The organism is Mycobacterium palustre, assembly GCF_002101785.1.
Lineage (GTDB): Bacteria > Actinomycetota > Actinomycetes > Mycobacteriales > Mycobacteriaceae > Mycobacterium > Mycobacterium palustre.
In genome coordinates, this window is sequence record NZ_LQPJ01000066.1 from 16,185 (window position 1) to 33,399 (window position 17,215).

Sequence of the window (17,215 nt, forward strand, 5' to 3'; positions counted from 1 at the left end):
CCTTTGACATTTGGAATGCCGCCGTGCGCGAAGCCTTACGCGAAGGCCTCGACGGGCGGGCACGAGCACATAAGGTTGCGGTCCCCGTAGGCGCCGTCGATGCGACGCACCGGCGGCCACACCTTGGGCCGGAAATCCTTGCCCAGCGGATAGGCCGCCCGTTCCCGGCTGTACGGGTGATCCCAGTCGGGCACCAGCAGGCACTCGGCGGTGTGCGGGGCGCCGCGCAGCGGATTGTCGTCGGCGGGCCACTCCCCCGCGCCGACGCGGTCGATCTCGCCGCGGATGGCGATCATCGCTTCGCAGAACGCGTCAACCTCGGCCAGGCTCTCGCTCTCGGTGGGCTCGACCATCAGCGTGCCGGCCACCGGGAAGCTCATGGTGGGCGCGTGAAAGCCGTAGTCCGCCAACCGCTTTGCGACGTCGTCGACGGTGACCCCGGTCGATTTGGTGATCCCCCGCAAATCCAGGATGCACTCGTGGGCGACCATGCCGTTCTCGCCGGTGTACAGCACCGGGAAGTACTCGTCGAGGCGCCGGGCGATGTAGTTGGCCGACGCGATCGCCGTCAGCGAGGCCGCCCGCAGGCCGTCGGCGCCCATCATCCGGATGTAGGCCCAGGAGATCGGCAGGATGGACGCTGACCCGTACGGCGCGGACGACACGGGATGCCCCTCCGGCAGCTCGGGGGCGTAGGGGTGGCCCGGCAGGAATGGCGCCAGGTGCGAGCGCACCGCAAGCGGGCCGACGCCGGGCCCGCCGCCGCCGTGCGGGATGCAGAACGTCTTGTGCAGGTTCAGGTGGCTGACGTCGCCGCCGAACTTGCCGGGCCGCGACAGGCCGACCAGCGCGTTGAGGTTGGCGCCGTCGACGTAGACCTGGCCCCCGGCGTCGTGCACGGCCGCGCAGATCTCGGCGATGTCGTGCTCGTACACGCCGTGGGTGGACGGGTAGGTGATCATCAGCGCCGACAGCCGGTCCCCGTGCTCGCCGACCTTGGCCCGCAGGTCGTCGAGGTCGACGTCGCCGTTCTCGTGGCAGCCCACCACGACCACCCGCATGCCGGCCAGCGCCGCCGACGCGGCGTTGGTGCCGTGCGCGCTGGACGGGATGAGGCAGATGTCGCGGTGCGGTTCACCGCGGCTGGCGTGGTAGTCGCGGATCGCCAGCAGGCCGGCGTACTCGCCCTGCGAGCCGGCGTTGGGTTGCAGCGAGACGGCGTCGTAGCCGGTGATGGCCACCAGCCAGCGCTCGAGGTCGGCGATCAGGCGGCGCAGCCCCGGGGTGTCAGACGCCGGCGCGAACGGATGCTGGCGGCCGAATTCCGGCCAGGTGATCGGTTCCATCTCGGCTGCGGCGTTGAGTTTCATCGTGCACGAGCCGAGCGGAATCATGCTGCGGTCCAACGCGATATCCCGATCGGCCAGCGTGCGCAGGTAACGCATCATCGCGGTCTCGGTGCGATACTGCGTGAACGCGGGATGGGTGAGGAATTTCGAGGTGCGGGTCGCGATCTCGCTGCGGGCCGGTTCGGCGGCGGTCACCCCGAACGCGTCCAGCACGATCGCGACGTGCTTGTCGGTGGTGGTCTCGTCGCAGGCCACCGACACGTGGTCGGCGTCCACGCGCCACAGGTTGACGCCGTTCGCCTTGGCCGCGGCCACCACCTCGTCGGCGCGGCCCGGCACCCTGGCCAGCACGGTGTCGAAGAATTTGTCGTGCACCAGCGCCGTGTCGTCGGCCGAGCGCAGGGCGCCGGCGATGCTCTCGGCGTGGCCGTGCACGCGGCGGGCGATCGCGGTCAGCCCCTCGGCGCCGTGGTAGCTGGCATACATCGCCGCCATCACCGCCAGCAGCACCTGCGCGGTGCAGATGTTGCTCGTCGCCTTGTCGCGGCGGATGTGCTGCTCGCGGGTCTGCAGCGCCAGCCGGTAGGCCGGTGACCCGTCGGCGTCCAGCGACACTCCGACCAGCCGCCCGGGCAGCTGGCGGGCGTGCTTGGTGTGCACCGCCAGGTAGCCGGCGTGCGGTCCGCCGAATCCCATTGGCACGCCGAACCTTTGGGTGGTGCCGAAGGCCACGTCGGCGCCGATCTCGCCGGGCGGGGTGATCAGCGTCAGCGCCAGCAGGTCGGCGCCGATGGCGACCAGCGTGCCCCGCTCGTGGGCCTGCTGGATCAGCGGGGCCCAGTCGGTAATCCGGCCGCTGGCGCCCGGCAGCTGCGCGATGACGCCGAAGAACTCGCCGCCGTCGGGCGACTCTGGAAGACCGCAGCGCAGGTCGGCGGTGACGATCTCGATGCCCAGCGGCCTGGCCCGGGTGGCCAGGACCGCCGCGGTCTGGGCGAAGACGTCGGCGTCGACGGCGAGCCGGTTCGAGGCGCCGCGCGCCGCGCGGTGCATCAGCGTCATCGCCTCGGCCGCGGCGGTGCCCTCGTCGAGCATCGAGGCGTTGGCGACCTCGAGGCCGGTGAGCTCGGCGACCATGGTCTGGAAGTTCAGCAGCGCCTCGAGCCGGCCCTGGCTGATCTCGGGTTGATACGGCGTGTAGGCGGTGTACCAGGCCGGGTTTTCCAGGATGTTGCGCAGCAACACCGGCGGGGTGAGCGTGTCGTAGTAGCCCTGCCCGATCATCGACACCGCCACGGTGTTGGCGTCGGCCAGCGCCCGCAGCTCGGCCAGCGCTTCGGCCTCGCTGGCGGCCGGCGGTAGCGCGTCGAGGCCCGGGGCTGCTCCCTTCTCGGTGAGCTTGTCCAGGATGCCCGCGGGGACGGCCTTGGCGGCCAACTCGTCGAGCGAACCGACACCGATGACGGCGAGCATGGCCGCGACGGCCCGGCCGTCCGGGCCGATGTGCCGCGCAGCGAAAGTCGACTGGTCGGGCGTCGAATTCTGAGGCAAGGCGATCTCCTTGGAGACGGGCGCGCAAAGGCAGAGGACTGGCGGCCCTCTCCCTCTGTCTTCACCCGTTCGCCGGGCGCCTGAGAGATTCGGCGCCGGTGCGTCCGGTCGCCTTTCCCCATCGGCGGGCGGGGACCGTGGCGGGCCTCCACCGCTTTCCAGAGGCATCGTTAGCTCACGCGGTCCGGGTGCCTGAGAGGTTGACGGAGAGGTGTTGCTCCTTCGGCGTCCGCGGCTGGCCGCCGCGAAACTCTCCCGCTCGAGTGCGATGCGTGGACCACTCTACTCCGGGGCCCCGCTCGGCGGCGACGGTGCGCCGCGCGGGGATCGCGGCCTCAGCCGATCTTGCGGTCGCGGTGCTTGCGCCGGGACGCCAGCTCGTCTTCGGGCGCGGCGATCGACTCGCCGCCGTCGGCCCGTTCGCCGTGGAAGTCGGCGATCACGCCGGTCAGCTCCCGCATCGCGCCCGACACGGCGATGCCGAACACGCCCTGTCCGCCCTGCAGCAGGTCGACGACCTCTTCTGCCGAGGTGCACTCGTAGACCGTGGTGCCGTCGGAGAACAGCGTGATGTTGGCCAGGTCTTGGACGCCGCGCTGGCGCAGATGGTCGACGGCGACGCGGATGTTGTGCAGCGAGATGCCGGTGTCGAGCAACCGCTTGACGATTTTGAGGACCAGGATGTCCTTGAACGAGTAGAGCCGCTGGCTACCGGACCCGGCCGCGCTGCGGATCGACGGGACCACCAGCGACGTGCGCGCCCAGTAGTCGAGCTGACGGTAGGTGATCCCGGCGATCTGGCAGGCGCTCGGCCCGCGGTAGCCGACCAGTTCGTCGGGCACGGAGTCGTCGGGGAACAGCCCCGGCTGGACGGGTGCGCTCGCCGCGGCGACGTCGGGGTCACTGCTCGCGTCGTTCGCGTGGTCAGCTAGGTCCAGCTGCTGTTGACGTGGCTGCTCGCTCACGGGGGTTTCCTCTCGCCGATCGCGCTGTCGTTGTTAGCTGCGTCTGGCTGCACCGCAGCCACATTTGCTCAGGCCCGAGTGCTAGAGAGCTTACGCTTTTCGGTAGCTGCCGCGCCTTAAGTCGTGATCAAAGTATGGCCGCCCGGGCGCCAAGTCGGCGCGCTATCGGCCAGCGTGTCGACATCGCGCCGCCAGATGAGACGCATCCGTGACATCGCCCGGCTCCTCTCTCACCCCGCCCGCGGGCCGCATCGTCGGCGGGCCGGGTCGATCGCCCGCTAGGTCGCCTTGAAGTCGTCGGGCGACACGCTGTCGAGGAACTCCTTGAACTTCTCCACCTCGTCCTCCCGGACGGCGGTGTTGGCCCCCTCGTCGCTCTCGTCGGGGATCAGCAGCCCGGCCTGCGCGAGCACGGCCTCCTCGACGTAGATCGGAACCCCGACGCGCAACGCGATGGCCACCGAGTCCGACGGCCGCGCGGACACGGTGATGTTGCGATCGAAGACCAGGTCGGCGTAGAAGGTGCCCTCCTGCAGGTCGACGATCCGCACCTCTTTCAGCGAATGCCCAAGCGCAGCAATAACATCCCTGATCAGGTCATGCGTCAACGGGCGCGGCGGCTCGACGCCCTGCTGTTCCAGCGCGATCGCGGCCGCCTCGGACTGACCGATCCAGATTGGCAGGTAGCGGTCACCGTTGGCTTCGCGCAGCAACAGCACCGGCTGGTTCTGCGGCTGCTCGACGCGAATGCCGACAACACGTACTTCACCCATCTGTGTCTGCCCTCCGCACATTTAAGCCGCTGAACATCAAGCTGTTCAACGAAGTCTAATCCTCAGCGGTGCAGTACGTCGCGAACGGCGGACTTGATCAGCGACGTGTGCAATGTGATAGCCAGCGCGGCGACCTCGCGCGCCAGGTCGTCGGCGCGGTCGCGGGCGCCGGCCTTGCCCGCTTTGACTAGCGGCCCGGCGATTTGGGCGATGAGATCCGACTGCCTGTCCGCCGCCGACCGGAAGGCCCGCAGGTGCCTCGGCTCGACGCCGTATTCGGACAGCGCCCGCGCGCACTGCAGGATGACGACGGCGTGTTCGTCGAAGAAGCCGCCCGGGCCGGTGGTGATCACCCCGGCCTTGAGCAGCGCCGTCAACAGCTCGTCGTCCACCCCCGAGCGCTCGAGCAGGTCTTCCCGGCTCAACCGGATCCGCGGCGGGGCCACGGCGGCGGCGTCGGACGCGGCATCCGGCCTGGCGCCGGTGTCCGGGCGGGCGTCCGGGCCGCCGGCCACCGACACCAATCGCGGGACGCCGTAAGGCGATCCGACGGGGGGCAGCTCGCCGTCGGGCTGGGCGTCCAGCTGCGCCCGGATCACCTTTAGCGGCAGGTAGTGGTCGCGCTGCGCGGTGAGGATGAACCGCAGCCGAGCGCAGTCGTATGCGGTGAACCTCCGGTATCCGGACGCAGCGCGCTGCGGCGTCACCAGTCCCTCGGCCTCCAGGAAACGAATCTTGGAGATCGTGACATCGGGGAAATCGGGCCTCAGCAGGTCCAGCACCGCCCCGATCGACATCCCGGCGAGCGCCGGGCTATCGGGTGCGCTCACTTACCCTCCGGATCCTCCATCGTCGTCACCTTGCTTCGGCCCGGTCAAAAACACCAGGCGGAACTTGCCGATCTGCACCTCGTCGCCGTTGGCCAGCACCGCGGAGTCGACGGGCTCCCGGTTGACGTAGGTGCCATTGAGGCTACCGACGTCGACGACGTGAAACTCGTTGTTTTCCAACCTGAATTCGGCGTGGCGGCGGCTGACGGTGACGTCGTCGAGGAAGATGTCGCTGTCGGGGTGCCGACCGGCGGAGGTGATGGCCTGGTCGAGGAGGAACCGCGAGCCGGCGTTCGGCCCCCGCTTGACGACCAGCAACGCCGAGCCGGCGGGCAGCCCTTCGACGCCCGATACCGCGCTCTCGGTGCCGGCCTGGGCGGGAGCGTCCAGTTCGTTGAGGAAGTCGGCCCGGAAGACCGACGTCGTCTCCACAGTGACTTCGTCGGAAGTCTGGTCGTTATCCATGTCCGTCACGCGCTGCTCCTAACTGGCCGCTGTGGCGTATCTGACCGGGCCGCTCGGCCGGGTTTCCGCTAGATTCCTTCGCCCCGTACTGCTGGATGACTGCTGGTGTCCTACAAGTGCTCGCTGTGTCGACGGTACCGCGCACTGGTCCGCAATGCGCCCACCACCTGAGGATCAAACGCCCGAACGCCGGGCCTTGGTACCCCCACCGACACCTTGGACCAGGTGCGCCGCCCGCGTCGCCGCGCGCGGCTGGCAGGCACATTAGCAACCGTCATTCGGTCAGTGTTCCGCGGTAGGCCTCGGCGTCCAGCAGCGCCGAGATCGCCGCCTCGAGCTCGCCGGCGTCCGACACCTGGACATCCACCAGCCAGCCGGCCCCGTAGGGGTCGGAGTTGACCAGCTGCGGGCTGCCGTCCAGGTCGCCGTTGACGGCCGTCACCGTGCCCGAGACCGGGGCGAACAAATCCGACACGGACTTCGTCGACTCCACCTCGCCGAAGGACTCGCCGGCGGTGACCTGGCTGCCCACGTCGGGCAGCTGGACGAAGACGACATCGCCGAGCGCCGACTGCGCGAAGTCGGTGATGCCGACCCGCACGGTGTCCTCACCGCTTCGTCGAACCCACTCGTGCTCGGCGGTGTAGTGCAGGTCGGGTGGGATATCGCTCACGGGTGATCCTGTTCTGGTCGGGTCCGATAGGGCTGGCTCATTTGACGGGCTGAGCGTATTGGTGCGGTTTTGGTTGCCGCAAGGTGGTCACGTCGACCCGGTCCGCCTGCTGCACCGACATCCGGGCGCCGACCCGCTTGACGCTGTCCTGCGCGCCGCCGGGAATGTTCATCGCCGCGGCCAGGGTGGGCGGATCGCCAATGGCCAGAATTGAATACGGCGGCGACAGCGTCTTGCCGTCCACGGTCAGCGCGCCCGGCGAACCCACCACCCAGGTGTCGACACCCACCCGCACGGACTGGTGGGCATCATTGATCTCGACGGCCTCGGCGCCGGCGGCGCGCAGCTCGTTGATGACGTCGAGCATCGCCTCCGGCGATACCCCGGGCCCCGGGTCCTCGATCGTGATCGTGACGCCGGGCCCGGTGGCTCCCACGGCCCCGACCAGGATGGACAGCGCCGCCAGCCGCGCCTGCGCGCTCTGAATGGCCGCCTGGTCGGTGTTGCCGGAGGCCTGCAACGAGTTCAGCGTGTTCTGCAGCTCGCTCACTTCGGTGTTCAGCGTGGCCTCGCGCTGGCGCAGCGAATCCAGCAGTACCAGCAGGTCGGCCGGTCGAGCCGTGTCCAGCGAGTCGCCCGACTTCGTCTGGCGGACCTGGGTGACGATGGCGACGCCCAGGACGACGCACAGCACGGTCGCCAGCGCCCCGAAGATTAGCCGGGTACGGCCGCCCCGCAGCGTTGCGGCCCATCCGGTGCGCCGCACCGATCCGATCTGCGGGCGTGGCGTGTGCGCCGGCAGCTCGTGGCGCCCCTTGGACTCGGCCTGGCCGTGTCGCGTTGGCGCGTCGCGGGTTTCGTCCCCGCCGGGATCGGGCGGATGCTGGCTCACGGTGCCCTCATCTCGATCACGGTCACGCCCCGAACAGCCGGCGCCGCAGCGCGGCGGCGTTGCCGAAGATGCGGATGCCCAGCACGACGATGATCGCCGTCGACAGCTGCGTGCCGACACCGAGCTGATCACCGACGTAGACGATCAGGGCGGCCACGAAGACGTTGAACACGAACGAGACGACGAAGACCTTGGGGTCGAAGATTCGTTCCAGGTAGGCCCGCAGCCCGCCGAACACCGCGTCCAGCGCCGCCACCACCGCGATCGGCAGGTAGGGCTGGACCACCTCGGGGACGGCGGGGTGGAAGACCAGGCCCAGCACGATACCGACGGCCAGCGCCGCGATTCCGATCATGCTCGGCGTCCCATCCCCGCCACGGGCACCTGCCTTTCCAGAACTTTGCTCACTAGGGCCCAATCTGTTTGGCGAACTTGACATCACGGACGGATCCGGCGGGCAGCGACAGGCCGTCGGCGACGTTGACGGTGACGACGACGCCGTACGAGGCCTCGAGAAGCCGCAGCCGCTGCAGGCCGGGGCTGTGGTCGAAGGCGTCGCGCATCCCGTGCGGGGGGCCGACCGCCAGGATCGTGTAGGGGCTGCTGGTGGGGTTGTTGTCGACCAGGATGGCGCCGCCGGCCTGACGGATGGTCACGTTCGGTCCGATCCGGATGCCGCTGACCGCGACGGCCTCGGCGCCGCTCGCCCACAACGAGTTGACGACCAGCTGCAGATCGCGGTCCAGGATGATCTGCCTGCTGCCGTTGACGCGCTGCTTGGACACGTCCGAAAGGTTCGGGCTGGCACCGGGGTCCGTCACGGTGACCCTCAGGCCGGGCCCGATGACCGGCTTGCTGGCCGCCGCCAGCGACAGCGCGTCGAGGCGGGTCAGCAGGCGCCGCCCCTCGGCGTTGTCGGTCAGCGCGAGCCGCTGCACCGCATCGACCCGTCGGGACAGCGCGCCGCGCTGCTGGCCGAGCTTGGTGGCCGTGGCCTCCGACGAACGCACGCTTTGCACCAGCAGCTGCTGCGCGGTGCGCACGCCGGGGGCGACCGAGCGGGCCTGGGCGACCGCGGCGGCGAAGACGGTGGCGATCAGCAGCGCCGCCAGGGCCTGCCACAGCCAGCCGAACGCGCGTCGCCGCCCGCCCTGCGGGGCGTCGGGGTCGCCGTGCTTCGCCGCGGCCGCCGCGTACCCCGGATCCAGGTGCTCGGACAGCAGGGCGCGCAGCAGCGACGGCACCGGGATCAGCTGCGGCCGCGCCGCGGCGTGGGCGCTGCGGCCGGCGTTGGGGTCGTAGCCGCCGAGCAGGCGGTCGGCGTCAGCCACGTTCACCCGCTTTCGGCTGAAGGGCAACGCGTTTCAGCTTGGGCATCCGGCGCATCACCAGCGTCATCTGCACGGCATACAGCGCGAAGGCCCACAGATACGCATACAGGCCCCAACCCAAAAACCCCCAGCCGCATGCCCGCAGCACGCGGCTCCAGGTTGCGCCGCCGGTGCCGAGGAGCACCAACGGGAAGCCCGACATCAACGCAAACGTCGCGGCCTTGCCGACATAAGTCACCGGCAGCGCCGTGAGCCCGCGGCTGCGCAGCAGCGGCAGCGTCGCCGCGAGCAGCCCGTCGCGCACCAGCAGCGTGACGACGAACCACCACGGCAGCACGTGGTCCAGGGCCATGACGACGGGGACGGTGACCATGTAGAGGCGGTCGACGGCCGGGTCGAGCAGGACGCCCAGGCGCGACGACTGGTTCAGCGAGCGGGCGATCTTGCCGTCGGCCCAGTCGGAGAACCCGCTGAATATCAGGATGGCGACCGCCCAGCCGTTGGCGTGGGCGAACAGCAAGACGTAGACGAACACCGGGATGAGCGCCAGGCGGATGGCGCTCAGCGCGTTGGGCACCGTCAGCACCCTGTCGGGCGGAAGCACCGGCTCCATGAGCCGTGACCTTAGCCGAACGCCGAACGTGAGGCTGGCCGCACGCTCGGGCTCGAGCGCGCAGCCGGCTGCACATTCGGCGGGTCGCGCCCTAGCGGAAGACCCCGGGCAGGCTCAGCGTGGACAGCGTGTCGTCGGCCAGCGGGTTGTCGTTGACCATGTAGGTCCACGTCGACGTCGGTCGCGCCAGCTTGGACAGGTCCAGCCCCGGCTCCTCTTCGAGCACGTTGGCGGTCTCGAACGTCTGCTGGGCCGCCTCGATCGCGTCGGCGGCCAGCGACGCGAACGCGTCGACGGCCAGCCGGTGGAACTCGTCGAGCGGATTTTGCCGGCCCAGGGCGCGCAGGTGGATGCTTTCCCGGATGTCGGCCAGGTAGGCCAGATGATCGGCCCAGCCGCGGTCGAGGTGATACAGCATGATCAGCCGGCAGATCTTCTCGAGGCTTTCCTCGGAGAGGTCTTCGGACAGCTCCTGGTAGCGATCCGGCGCCAACTCGGCGAGCTCCTCGCGCGCGGTTGCGGTGCGCAGCAACGTGTTTCGCCGGTCGACGATGATGGCGCGCTGCTGGGCGATCAGCTGGTTGTAGCGCCAGGTGTTGGCGTGCACGTCGAGCATCCGGCCCTCGGCCACCCGCTGGGCGTGGTCGAGCAGCCCCGCCGCCTTGGGGCTCACGATCCGGCCGTTTTCGTCGGTCTGCATGGGCAGCTTGTTGCGGTCGAGGTTGGCCGCGACGACGTCGTCCTCCCAACTCGAGAAGAACACCGACGAACCGGGGTCGCCCTGGCGACCGGCGCGGCCGCGCAACTGGTTGTCCAGCCGCTCGGTGTGGTGGCGGCCCGTGCCGACCACGTGCAGCCCGCCCAGCTCGGCGACCCGGTCGTGGTCGGCTTCGTCGGAGCCGCCCAGCCGGATGTCGGTGCCGCGCCCGGCCATCTGCGTCGACACCGTCACCGACCCGTACTTGCCGGCCTCGGCGATCACCTTGGCCTCCTCGGCGTCGTTTTTCGCGTTGAGCACGACGGCGGGCACGCCGCGGCGCACCAGCCGCTCGTGCAGCTCCTCGGACTCGGCGACGTCGCGGGTGCCGACCAGCACGGGCTGCCCGGTCTCGTGCACCTCGGCGATGTGCTCGACGATCGCGTCGTTCTTCGCGGCCGCGGTGATGTAGACCCGGTCGGACTCGTCTTCGCGAATGTTGGGGGCGTTCGGCGGAATTGGCGACACGCCGAGCTTGTAAAACTGGCGCAGCTGCTCGCCGGCGGCCAGCGCCGTGCCGGTCATGCCGCACACCGTGGCGTAGCGGTTGATCAGCGCCTGCACGGTGATGGTGTCGAGCACCTCGCCGGTCTCGGTGGTCTCGATGCCCTCCTTGGCCTCGACGGCGGCCTGCAGGCCGTCCGGCCAGCGCTGCAGCTGCGCGATCCGGCCGCGCGAGGCGTTGATCAGGTGCACCGCGTCGTCGCGCACGATGTAGTGCACGTCGCGTTGCAGCAGCACGTGCGCGTGCAGCGCGACATTGACCTCGGTCAGGGTGGTGCCGACGTGCTCCTCGGAGTACAGGTCGATGCCGCCGAGCGCCTTTTCGACCTTGCGCGCGCCCTCGTCGGTCAGGTGGACGTTGCGGTTGTCGGAGTCGGTGTCGTAGTCGGTTCCGGCCTCCAATTCGCCGACCAGCTGGATGATTTCCAGCCGTGGCGTCTCGCGGTGCGTGGTCCCGGCCAGCACCAGCGGCACCAACGCCTCGTCCACCAGCACCGAGTCGGCCTCGTCGATGAGGGCCACATCGGGATTGGGCGACACCAGGTCGGCGACGTCGGTGACCAGTTGATCGCGCAGCACGTCGAAGCCGATCTCGTTGACCGAGGCGTAGGTGACGTCGCAGCCGTAGGCGGCCCGGCGCTCCTCGCTCGTGGACTCCGCGGTGATCCAGCCGACGCTCAGTCCCAGCGCCTCCAGCAGCGGGCCCATCCACTCGGCGTCGCGGCGGGCCAGGTAGTCGTTGATGGTCACCACGTGCACGTGCCGCCCGGCCAGCGCGTAGCCGGCCGCGGCGATCGCGCCGGACAGCGTCTTGCCCTCGCCGGTGGCCATCTCGATCACGTCGCCGGCCAGCATCCGCAGCGCTCCCAGCAGCTGAACATCGAACGGCCGCAGCCCGGTCGCGCGTTCGGCCGCCTCCCGCGCGATGGCCAGGAACTGCGGGATGTCGTCGGACTCCGCGAGGTCGTCGAGCTTGAGCAGGCCGGTGGCCTCGCGCAGCTTCTCGTCGCTGAGCTCGGCGGCCTTCTCGTCGTATTCCGCCGACGCGGCGACCGCGGCGAGCGATCGGGCGCGGTCCTTTTCGGTGCTGGCGCCAAGCAGTCGCCAAAACCGGCTACTCAGCCGGCCGGGTTGGGTACGGGTGGTCTTTGGCACAGGTCAACGGTACGTGACCGCCCGACCCCCGCGGGCGCGCGTGTTCGCGCGCCCGGCGCCGGCGTACAACCGTGCACGCTCGCCCCGGGCCGGACCTACGCCAGGTTGGAGCGGCGCGGATAGGCGACGGTCGGGTCGGTGAGGACGTTGACGACGGCGGGCAGGCCGCTGGCGAAGGCGCGTTCCAGCGCCGGGCGCAGCTCGGCCGGGGCGGACACCAGCTCGCCGTGGCACCCCAGGGCGCGCGCAACCTCGTCGTAGCGGGTGCCCGGCCGCAGTTCGGCCACCACCGAATAGCCGTACAGCGCCTCCATGGGGTGCTTCTCCAGGGCCCAAATTCCGTTGTTGCCGATCACCGACACGACGGGCACGTTGTGCCGCACCAGGGTGTCCCACTCCATGCCGGAGAAGCCGAACGCGCCGTCGCCCTGCAGCAGCACGACCTGCCGGTCCGGGTGCGCCAGCTTGGCGGCCAGGGCGTAACCGGGGCCCGAGCCCAGGCATCCGAACGGGCCGCTGTCCAGCCAGCAGCCCGGAAGGTAGCTGTCGATCACCCGCCCCGCGTACGAGCCGAAGTCGCCGGCGTCGATGACGACGATGGCGTCGCGGTCGAGCATCGGGGCCAGCTCGGCGTAGACCCGCATCGGGTGCAGCGGCACGCGATCGTCGGCGAGCTCGGCCTTCTCCCCGCTGCGCGCCGCGGTCTCGGCCGCTCGCAGCTCGTCGGTCCACTGCCGATGGTCGGCGCCGCCCGCGGTGGCCAGCGCCGCGAGGATCGTCAGCAGGTCCCCGTAGAGCTCGGCCTGCACCGGCCGCGGGTGGTGGCGCTGGGGCTTGACGCGGTCGGCCACGATGAGCTGGGTTTGCGGGCCGAACACCCCGCCGAACCCGAGCCGGAAATCCATTGGCACCCCGAGGATCAGCGCGACGTCGGCCTCCCCCAGCGCCTTGCTTCGCACCCGCGAGAACGCCATCGGGTGGTCGGCGGGCACCGCGCCGCGAGCCATCCCGTTCATCAGCACCGGGATCTGGCGGTCCTCGGCCAGGCGCAGCAGGGCGGCCTCCCCGTGGCCCCACCACAGGTTGGTCCCGGCCATGATCACCGGCCGGCGCGCGGCCGCCAGCAGCCCGGTGGCGCGGCTCAGCGCCTCCCCGTCGGGGACCGGCCCGGGCGCCAGGTCGGCGAGGGCCCCCGGGCGCGCGTCATCTTCGGACATCGAAAACACGTGGTCCATCGGGAAGTCGACGAATCCGACGCCCGACGGGGCGCCGACGGCCGTCCGCAGCGCCTCGTCGACCAGCCGGCCGGCGTCCGCGGCCGACTGCGCCGTCGCCGCGAACCGGGCCAGCGGGGCCACGAACGGGACGTGGTCGATCTCCTGCAGCGAGCCCATCCCCCAGCGCCCCGCGGGGGCCCGCCCGCCGAGCACCACCAAAGGTGACTGGTTTTGCTGCGCCGCGGCCATCGCGCTCATCCCGTTGGTGACGCCCGGCCCGGCGGTGAGCGCGGCCACGCCGGGCACCCTGGTCACCTTCGACCAGCCCTCGGCGGCGAAGGTCGCGGTCTGCTCGTGGCGGGTGTCGATCAGCCGGATGCCTTCGTCGCGGCAACCGTCGTAGATGGAGAACAGGTGGCCGCCGGACAAGGTGAACACGGTGTCGATGCCGCTGGCCTTGAGGCGGCGCGCGATGAGCCGGCCGGCGTGCAGGGTCTGGGTGGACGGAGCGTCGATGCTCATCCGAGCAGCCTATCGATAGTTGCTCGGGTACCTTCGCGGGGAAGCATCCGCCTCAAGAGGAGACGTCGAAGTTGGGCCCGAAGCTGTTCAAGCCGTCGATCGATTGGTCGGCGGCGCCGTTGGATTCCCTGCGATGGGTCGCCATCGCTTGGGTGATCAGCGCCGTCTGCGTTGTGGCAACGCTGATTTTGTTCCGGTACTTCACCCCCTGGGGCCGCCAGTTCTGGCGGATCACCCGCGGTTACTTCGTCGGCCGGTCGAGCATCAAGGTGTGGCTGATGCTCGGCGTGTTGTTGCTGTCTGTACTGCTCTCGGTGCGCCTCATGGTGTTGTTTAGTTACCAAAGCAATGACTTGGCCACGGCGGTGCAGAAGGCGGTTCAGGGCATCGCCGCCGACGACGAGAAACTGAAGCAATCCGGTATCCATGGCTTTTGGGTATCGATTGCGATTTTCACGTTGTTAGCAACGATCTTCATCATTCGGGTCATGGCCGACATCTACCTCACGCAGCGTTTCATCATCGCTTGGCGCGTGTGGTTGACCGCCAACCTCACCGACGACTGGCTCGGCGGCAGGGCCTACTACCGAGATCTGTTCATCGACAACACGATCGACAACCCGGACCAGCGCATCCAGCAGGACATCGACATCTTCACCACCAACGCCGGCGGCACCCCGAACACCCCGTCCAACGGCACCACGAACACCTTGCTGTTTGGCGCTGTGAACGCGGTGGCCTCGGTGCTCTCTTTCGCCGCAATCCTCTGGAACCTATCCGGGGGCCTGAATGTCTTCGGTGTTGAAGTGCCGCGCGCGATGTTCTGGACCGTCTTGATTTACGTGTTGGTCGCGACGGTGGCCGCAATCTGGCTGGGGCGTCCGTTGATTCGACTGAGCTTCAACAACGAAAAGCTAAACGCCGCATTTCGTTACGCCCTGATGCGATTGCGGGACGCCGCCGAGGCGGTGGGCTTCTATCGCGGCGAGCGAGTCGAACGAGCACAACTGTGGCGGCGTTTCACGCCGATCATCAGCAATTACCGCAGGTTTGTGCGCCGCACCATCATCTTCAGCGGATGGAACTATTCGATGACCCAGGCGATCGTCCCGCTGCCGTGGATCATTCAGGCGCCGCGGTTGTTCGCCGGCAAACTTGACTTCGGTGACGTGACCCAAACCGCGACCGCATTCAGCAACATCGAAGAATCGTTATCTTTCTTCCGCAACAACTACGACGCGTTCGCGGCGTTCCGGGCGGCGATCATCCGGTTGCACGGGCTCGTCGACGCCAACAGCAAGGGCCGCGCCCTGCCGGCGATCCTGGTCAAGCCGAGTGAGGAGGCCACCGTCGAGCTCCGCGACATCGAGGTGCGCACCCCGGCCGGCGACCGGCTGATCGACCCGCTCGACGTGCAGCTGGACGAAGGCGATTCGCTGGTCATCACCGGACGCTCGGGCGCCGGGAAGACCACGCTGCTGCGCAGCCTGGCCGAGTTGTGGCCGTACGCCTCGGGGACCCTGTGCCGCCCCGAGGGGGACAACGCGACGATGTTTTTGTCGCAGCTTCCGTATGTTCCGCTGGGCAGCCTGCGCACCGTGGTGTGCTACCCGAACGAGCCCGACGACGTCTCCGATGCCGAGCTGCACGAGGTGCTGACGAAGGTGGCGCTGGCGCCGCTGGCGGCGCGGCTCGACGAGGAGCAGGACTGGGCCAAGGTGCTATCCCCCGGCGAGCAGCAGCGGGTGGCGTTCGCCCGCATCCTGCTCACCAAGCCGAAGGCGGTCTTCCTCGACGAGGCCACGTCGGCGCTGGACGAGGGGCTGGAGTTCGCGCTCTACCAATTGGTGCGCACGGAATTGCCGAACACCGTCCTGGTCAGCGTCAGCCACCGGCCCACCGTCGAGCAGCACCATGCCCAGCAGCTGCACCTGCTGGGCGGCGGCGAATGGCGGCTCGGTCCGGTGGAAAAGGAGCCCGCGCGGGTCTAGGTGTTAGCGACCGCCTGCGCGCCCCCCGGCGCTGCGCGCCGCGTGCGCTCCGGCGCGGCGGCCGAAGAACGAGCCCTCCCCCAGCTGCGTCCCGCTGGCGTAGCCCTTGCCGTCCTGCGCGATGTTGGAGGCGCAGGCCCCGACCGCGTACAGGCCGGGGATCACGCTGCCGTCCTCGCGCAGCACCTGCCCGTCCACCGACGTCGCCAGCCCGCCGACGGTGAACCCGGCGTACATCGCCTTGCCCAGCGACATGTCGAACGCGCCCCATGGCCCTTTGTCTTGCGGCGCAAGGAATTCGGGCTGCTTGTGGAAATCGGGGTCCTCGCCGCGGGCGGCGTGGGCGTTGTAGCGGTCCAGCGTCGCGACCAGGTTGCCCTCCGGAATGCCGAGCGCGGCCTCCATCTCGGCGACCGTCTCCCACCCGTCGATCAGCGGCACCAGCGGCATCTTGGGGTGCTCGAGGTGTGCCTCGTCGACGATCAAATACGCCGCGCTGTCGGGCTGGTCCATGATGAACCCGGCGGTGCGGGAATGGTACGAATCCTCGGCGACGAACCGCTGCCCGAGCTTGTTGACGATGACGCCGGTGAGCAAAATCGACGGCGGGTACGGCGGAGCGGTGATGAAGATCTGATCCATGTGCTGGGTGGCACCACCGGCCGACTGCCCCATCCGTATCCCTAAGCCGTCGTCGTAGGTGTTGCCGAGCACGAACGGCTTCTCGCCCAGCTTCGGGGTGTACTTGGCAACCATCTCCGGATTCATCACGAACCCCCCGGCAGCGATGATGACCGACTTTGCCTTAATCGCACCGGTTTCGGAGAAGCGCTTCCACATCACCCCGGTCACCGCCCCCGAGCCGTCGACGACGAGCTGGGTGGCGCCGGTTTCGTACCGGATCTGCACGCCCAGGCTGGCGGCGCGCTTGAGGAGCAGGTCGATCACCATGCTGGCGCCGCCGGTGTCACCGGGCACGGGCACTTTGTGGCCGCGCGGCGCCGGCACCGCCTTCTCAAAAAAAGGCCACACCTTTTCGTTGCCGGTGAACATCAATCCTTCGGTGTTGGGCTGGATCACCGCCTTGCCCGGAAAGTAGCTGCGCTCGAACTGAAATCCCAAGTCCTCGAGCCAGTTGAAATGCTCGACGCTGCCTTCGCAGTATGCGCGGATCTTCGCGTGGTCCGGCTGCCGCGAAACGGCGACGAGGTACTTGTACATCTCTTCGGGCGAGTCGGGGTGACCCGTCGCCTGCTGGACGGCGGTCCCGCCACCGAGGTAAAAGTGGCCTCCGGCAAGCGAAGTGGTGCCGCCCGCCGCGGCGGCGCGCTCGAGGACAAGCACCCGCGCGCCGGCGGCCGCCGCGCTGACCGCCGCGCATCCGCCGCCGATACCGAAGCCGATCACCACGACGTCGACGTCATCCGACCAGGATTGGACCGTCTCCGCGTTAACCGTTGCTGGTATCTCGGTACTCATTGGCGCCACTCCTCCTCACCGCTGCGCGCTGCATCGTCGTCGGCGCGACTCATCGGCGCCACTCCTCCTCACCGCTGCGCGCTGCATCGTCGTCGGCGCGACTCATCGGCGCCACTCCTCCTCACCGCTGCGCGCTGCATCGTCGTCG

The 17,215-nt window shown here is 69.3% G+C and carries 14 protein-coding genes and 2 riboswitches; of the genes, 1 reads left to right on the plus strand and 13 read right to left on the minus strand.

Features of this window, described 5'->3' with window-relative positions; translation table 11 throughout:
• Positions 1-35: 35 nt before the first annotated feature.
• The 12 genes from gcvP to AWC19_RS05775 all read right to left on the minus strand — a co-directional run bounded on the left by gcvP (position 36) and on the right by AWC19_RS05775 (position 13,597).
• Complete coding sequence (gene gcvP / locus AWC19_RS05720; protein WP_085077111.1) at positions 36-2,900, minus strand: aminomethyl-transferring glycine dehydrogenase; 2,865 nt, start codon at positions 2,898-2,900, stop codon at positions 36-38.
• A 45-nt stretch (positions 2,901-2,945) separates the two neighbouring features.
• Positions 2,946-3,068, minus strand: a riboswitch (glycine riboswitch).
• 2 nt (positions 3,069-3,070) lie between these two features.
• Positions 3,071-3,168: riboswitch (glycine riboswitch) on the minus strand.
• A gap of 67 nt (positions 3,169-3,235) precedes the next feature.
• Positions 3,236-3,865, minus strand: coding sequence for a MerR family transcriptional regulator (locus AWC19_RS05725; RefSeq protein ID WP_085077112.1), 630 nt, complete (start codon positions 3,863-3,865; stop codon positions 3,236-3,238).
• 278 nt (positions 3,866-4,143) lie between these two features.
• A complete protein-coding gene (locus tag AWC19_RS05730) occupies positions 4,144-4,638 on the minus strand; it encodes a bifunctional nuclease family protein (RefSeq protein ID WP_085077113.1) in 495 nt (164 codons plus the stop codon).
• Positions 4,639-4,700: 62 nt separating this feature from the next.
• Entirely contained in the window at positions 4,701-5,468 is a 768-nt protein-coding gene (gene ftsR / locus AWC19_RS05735; protein ID WP_085077114.1) for a transcriptional regulator FtsR, read from the minus strand.
• Entirely contained in the window at positions 5,469-5,933 is a 465-nt protein-coding gene (garA, locus tag AWC19_RS05740; protein WP_276043226.1) for a glycogen accumulation regulator GarA, read from the minus strand. It abuts the gene before it with no gap.
• Between the two features lie 274 nt (positions 5,934-6,207).
• Positions 6,208-6,606 carry a glycine cleavage system protein GcvH gene (gcvH, locus tag AWC19_RS05745; protein WP_085077116.1) on the minus strand — a complete coding sequence of 133 codons (399 nt, stop codon included), beginning with the start codon at positions 6,604-6,606 and terminating at the stop codon, positions 6,208-6,210.
• 37 nt (positions 6,607-6,643) lie between these two features.
• On the minus strand, positions 6,644-7,498 hold the full coding sequence (locus tag AWC19_RS05750) for a DUF881 domain-containing protein (RefSeq protein ID WP_085077117.1): 855 nt from the start codon (positions 7,496-7,498) through the stop codon (positions 6,644-6,646).
• A gap of 22 nt (positions 7,499-7,520) precedes the next feature.
• A complete protein-coding gene (locus tag AWC19_RS05755; protein WP_067118246.1) occupies positions 7,521-7,853 on the minus strand; it encodes a small basic family protein in 333 nt (110 codons plus the stop codon).
• 52 nt (positions 7,854-7,905) lie between these two features.
• Complete coding sequence (locus AWC19_RS05760) at positions 7,906-8,829, minus strand: DUF881 domain-containing protein (RefSeq protein WP_085077135.1); 924 nt, start codon at positions 8,827-8,829, stop codon at positions 7,906-7,908.
• Entirely contained in the window at positions 8,822-9,442 is a 621-nt protein-coding gene (locus AWC19_RS05765) for a CDP-alcohol phosphatidyltransferase family protein (protein WP_085077118.1), read from the minus strand. The genes AWC19_RS05760 and AWC19_RS05765 overlap by 8 nt, the downstream gene beginning before the upstream one ends.
• Before the next feature lie 91 nt (positions 9,443-9,533).
• Positions 9,534-11,858 (minus strand): accessory Sec system translocase SecA2, encoded by a 2,325-nt coding sequence (gene secA2 / locus AWC19_RS05770; RefSeq protein ID WP_085077119.1) that lies wholly within the window; start codon positions 11,856-11,858, stop codon positions 9,534-9,536.
• 95 nt (positions 11,859-11,953) lie between these two features.
• The gene (locus AWC19_RS05775; protein WP_085077120.1) at positions 11,954-13,597 is read right to left on the minus strand and encodes an acetolactate synthase; all 1,644 of its coding nucleotides are present in this window, start codon (positions 13,595-13,597) and stop codon (positions 11,954-11,956) included.
• 71 nt (positions 13,598-13,668) lie between these two features.
• On the opposite strand from AWC19_RS05775, the gene bacA reads away from it, so the two are divergent.
• Positions 13,669-15,588, plus strand: coding sequence for a vitamin B12 ABC transporter pemease/ATP-binding protein BacA (gene bacA / locus AWC19_RS05780; protein WP_085077121.1), 1,920 nt, complete (start codon positions 13,669-13,671; stop codon positions 15,586-15,588).
• 3 nt (positions 15,589-15,591) lie between these two features.
• On the opposite strand, the gene AWC19_RS05785 is transcribed toward bacA, so the two are convergent.
• On the minus strand, positions 15,592-17,067 hold the full coding sequence (locus AWC19_RS05785; RefSeq protein ID WP_085077122.1) for an FAD-binding protein: 1,476 nt from the start codon (positions 17,065-17,067) through the stop codon (positions 15,592-15,594).
• Positions 17,068-17,215: the final 148 nt, after the last annotated feature.

Excerpts from the sequence above, each read along its gene's own strand:
- AWC19_RS05730 (WP_085077113.1), bottom strand. The coding sequence starts at position 4,638 with ATGGGTGAAGTACGTGTTGTCGGCATTCGCGTCGAGCAGCCGCAGAAC.
- garA (WP_276043226.1), bottom strand. The coding sequence starts at position 5,933 with ATGGATAACGACCAGACTTCCGACGAAGTCACTGTGGAGACGACGTCG.
- AWC19_RS05755 (WP_067118246.1), bottom strand. The coding sequence starts at position 7,853 with ATGATCGGAATCGCGGCGCTGGCCGTCGGTATCGTGCTGGGCCTGGTC.
- AWC19_RS05765 (WP_085077118.1), bottom strand. The coding sequence starts at position 9,442 with ATGGAGCCGGTGCTTCCGCCCGACAGGGTGCTGACGGTGCCCAACGCG.
- AWC19_RS05775 (WP_085077120.1), bottom strand. The coding sequence starts at position 13,597 with ATGAGCATCGACGCTCCGTCCACCCAGACCCTGCACGCCGGCCGGCTC.
- AWC19_RS05785 (WP_085077122.1), bottom strand. The coding sequence starts at position 17,067 with ATGAGTACCGAGATACCAGCAACGGTTAACGCGGAGACGGTCCAATCC.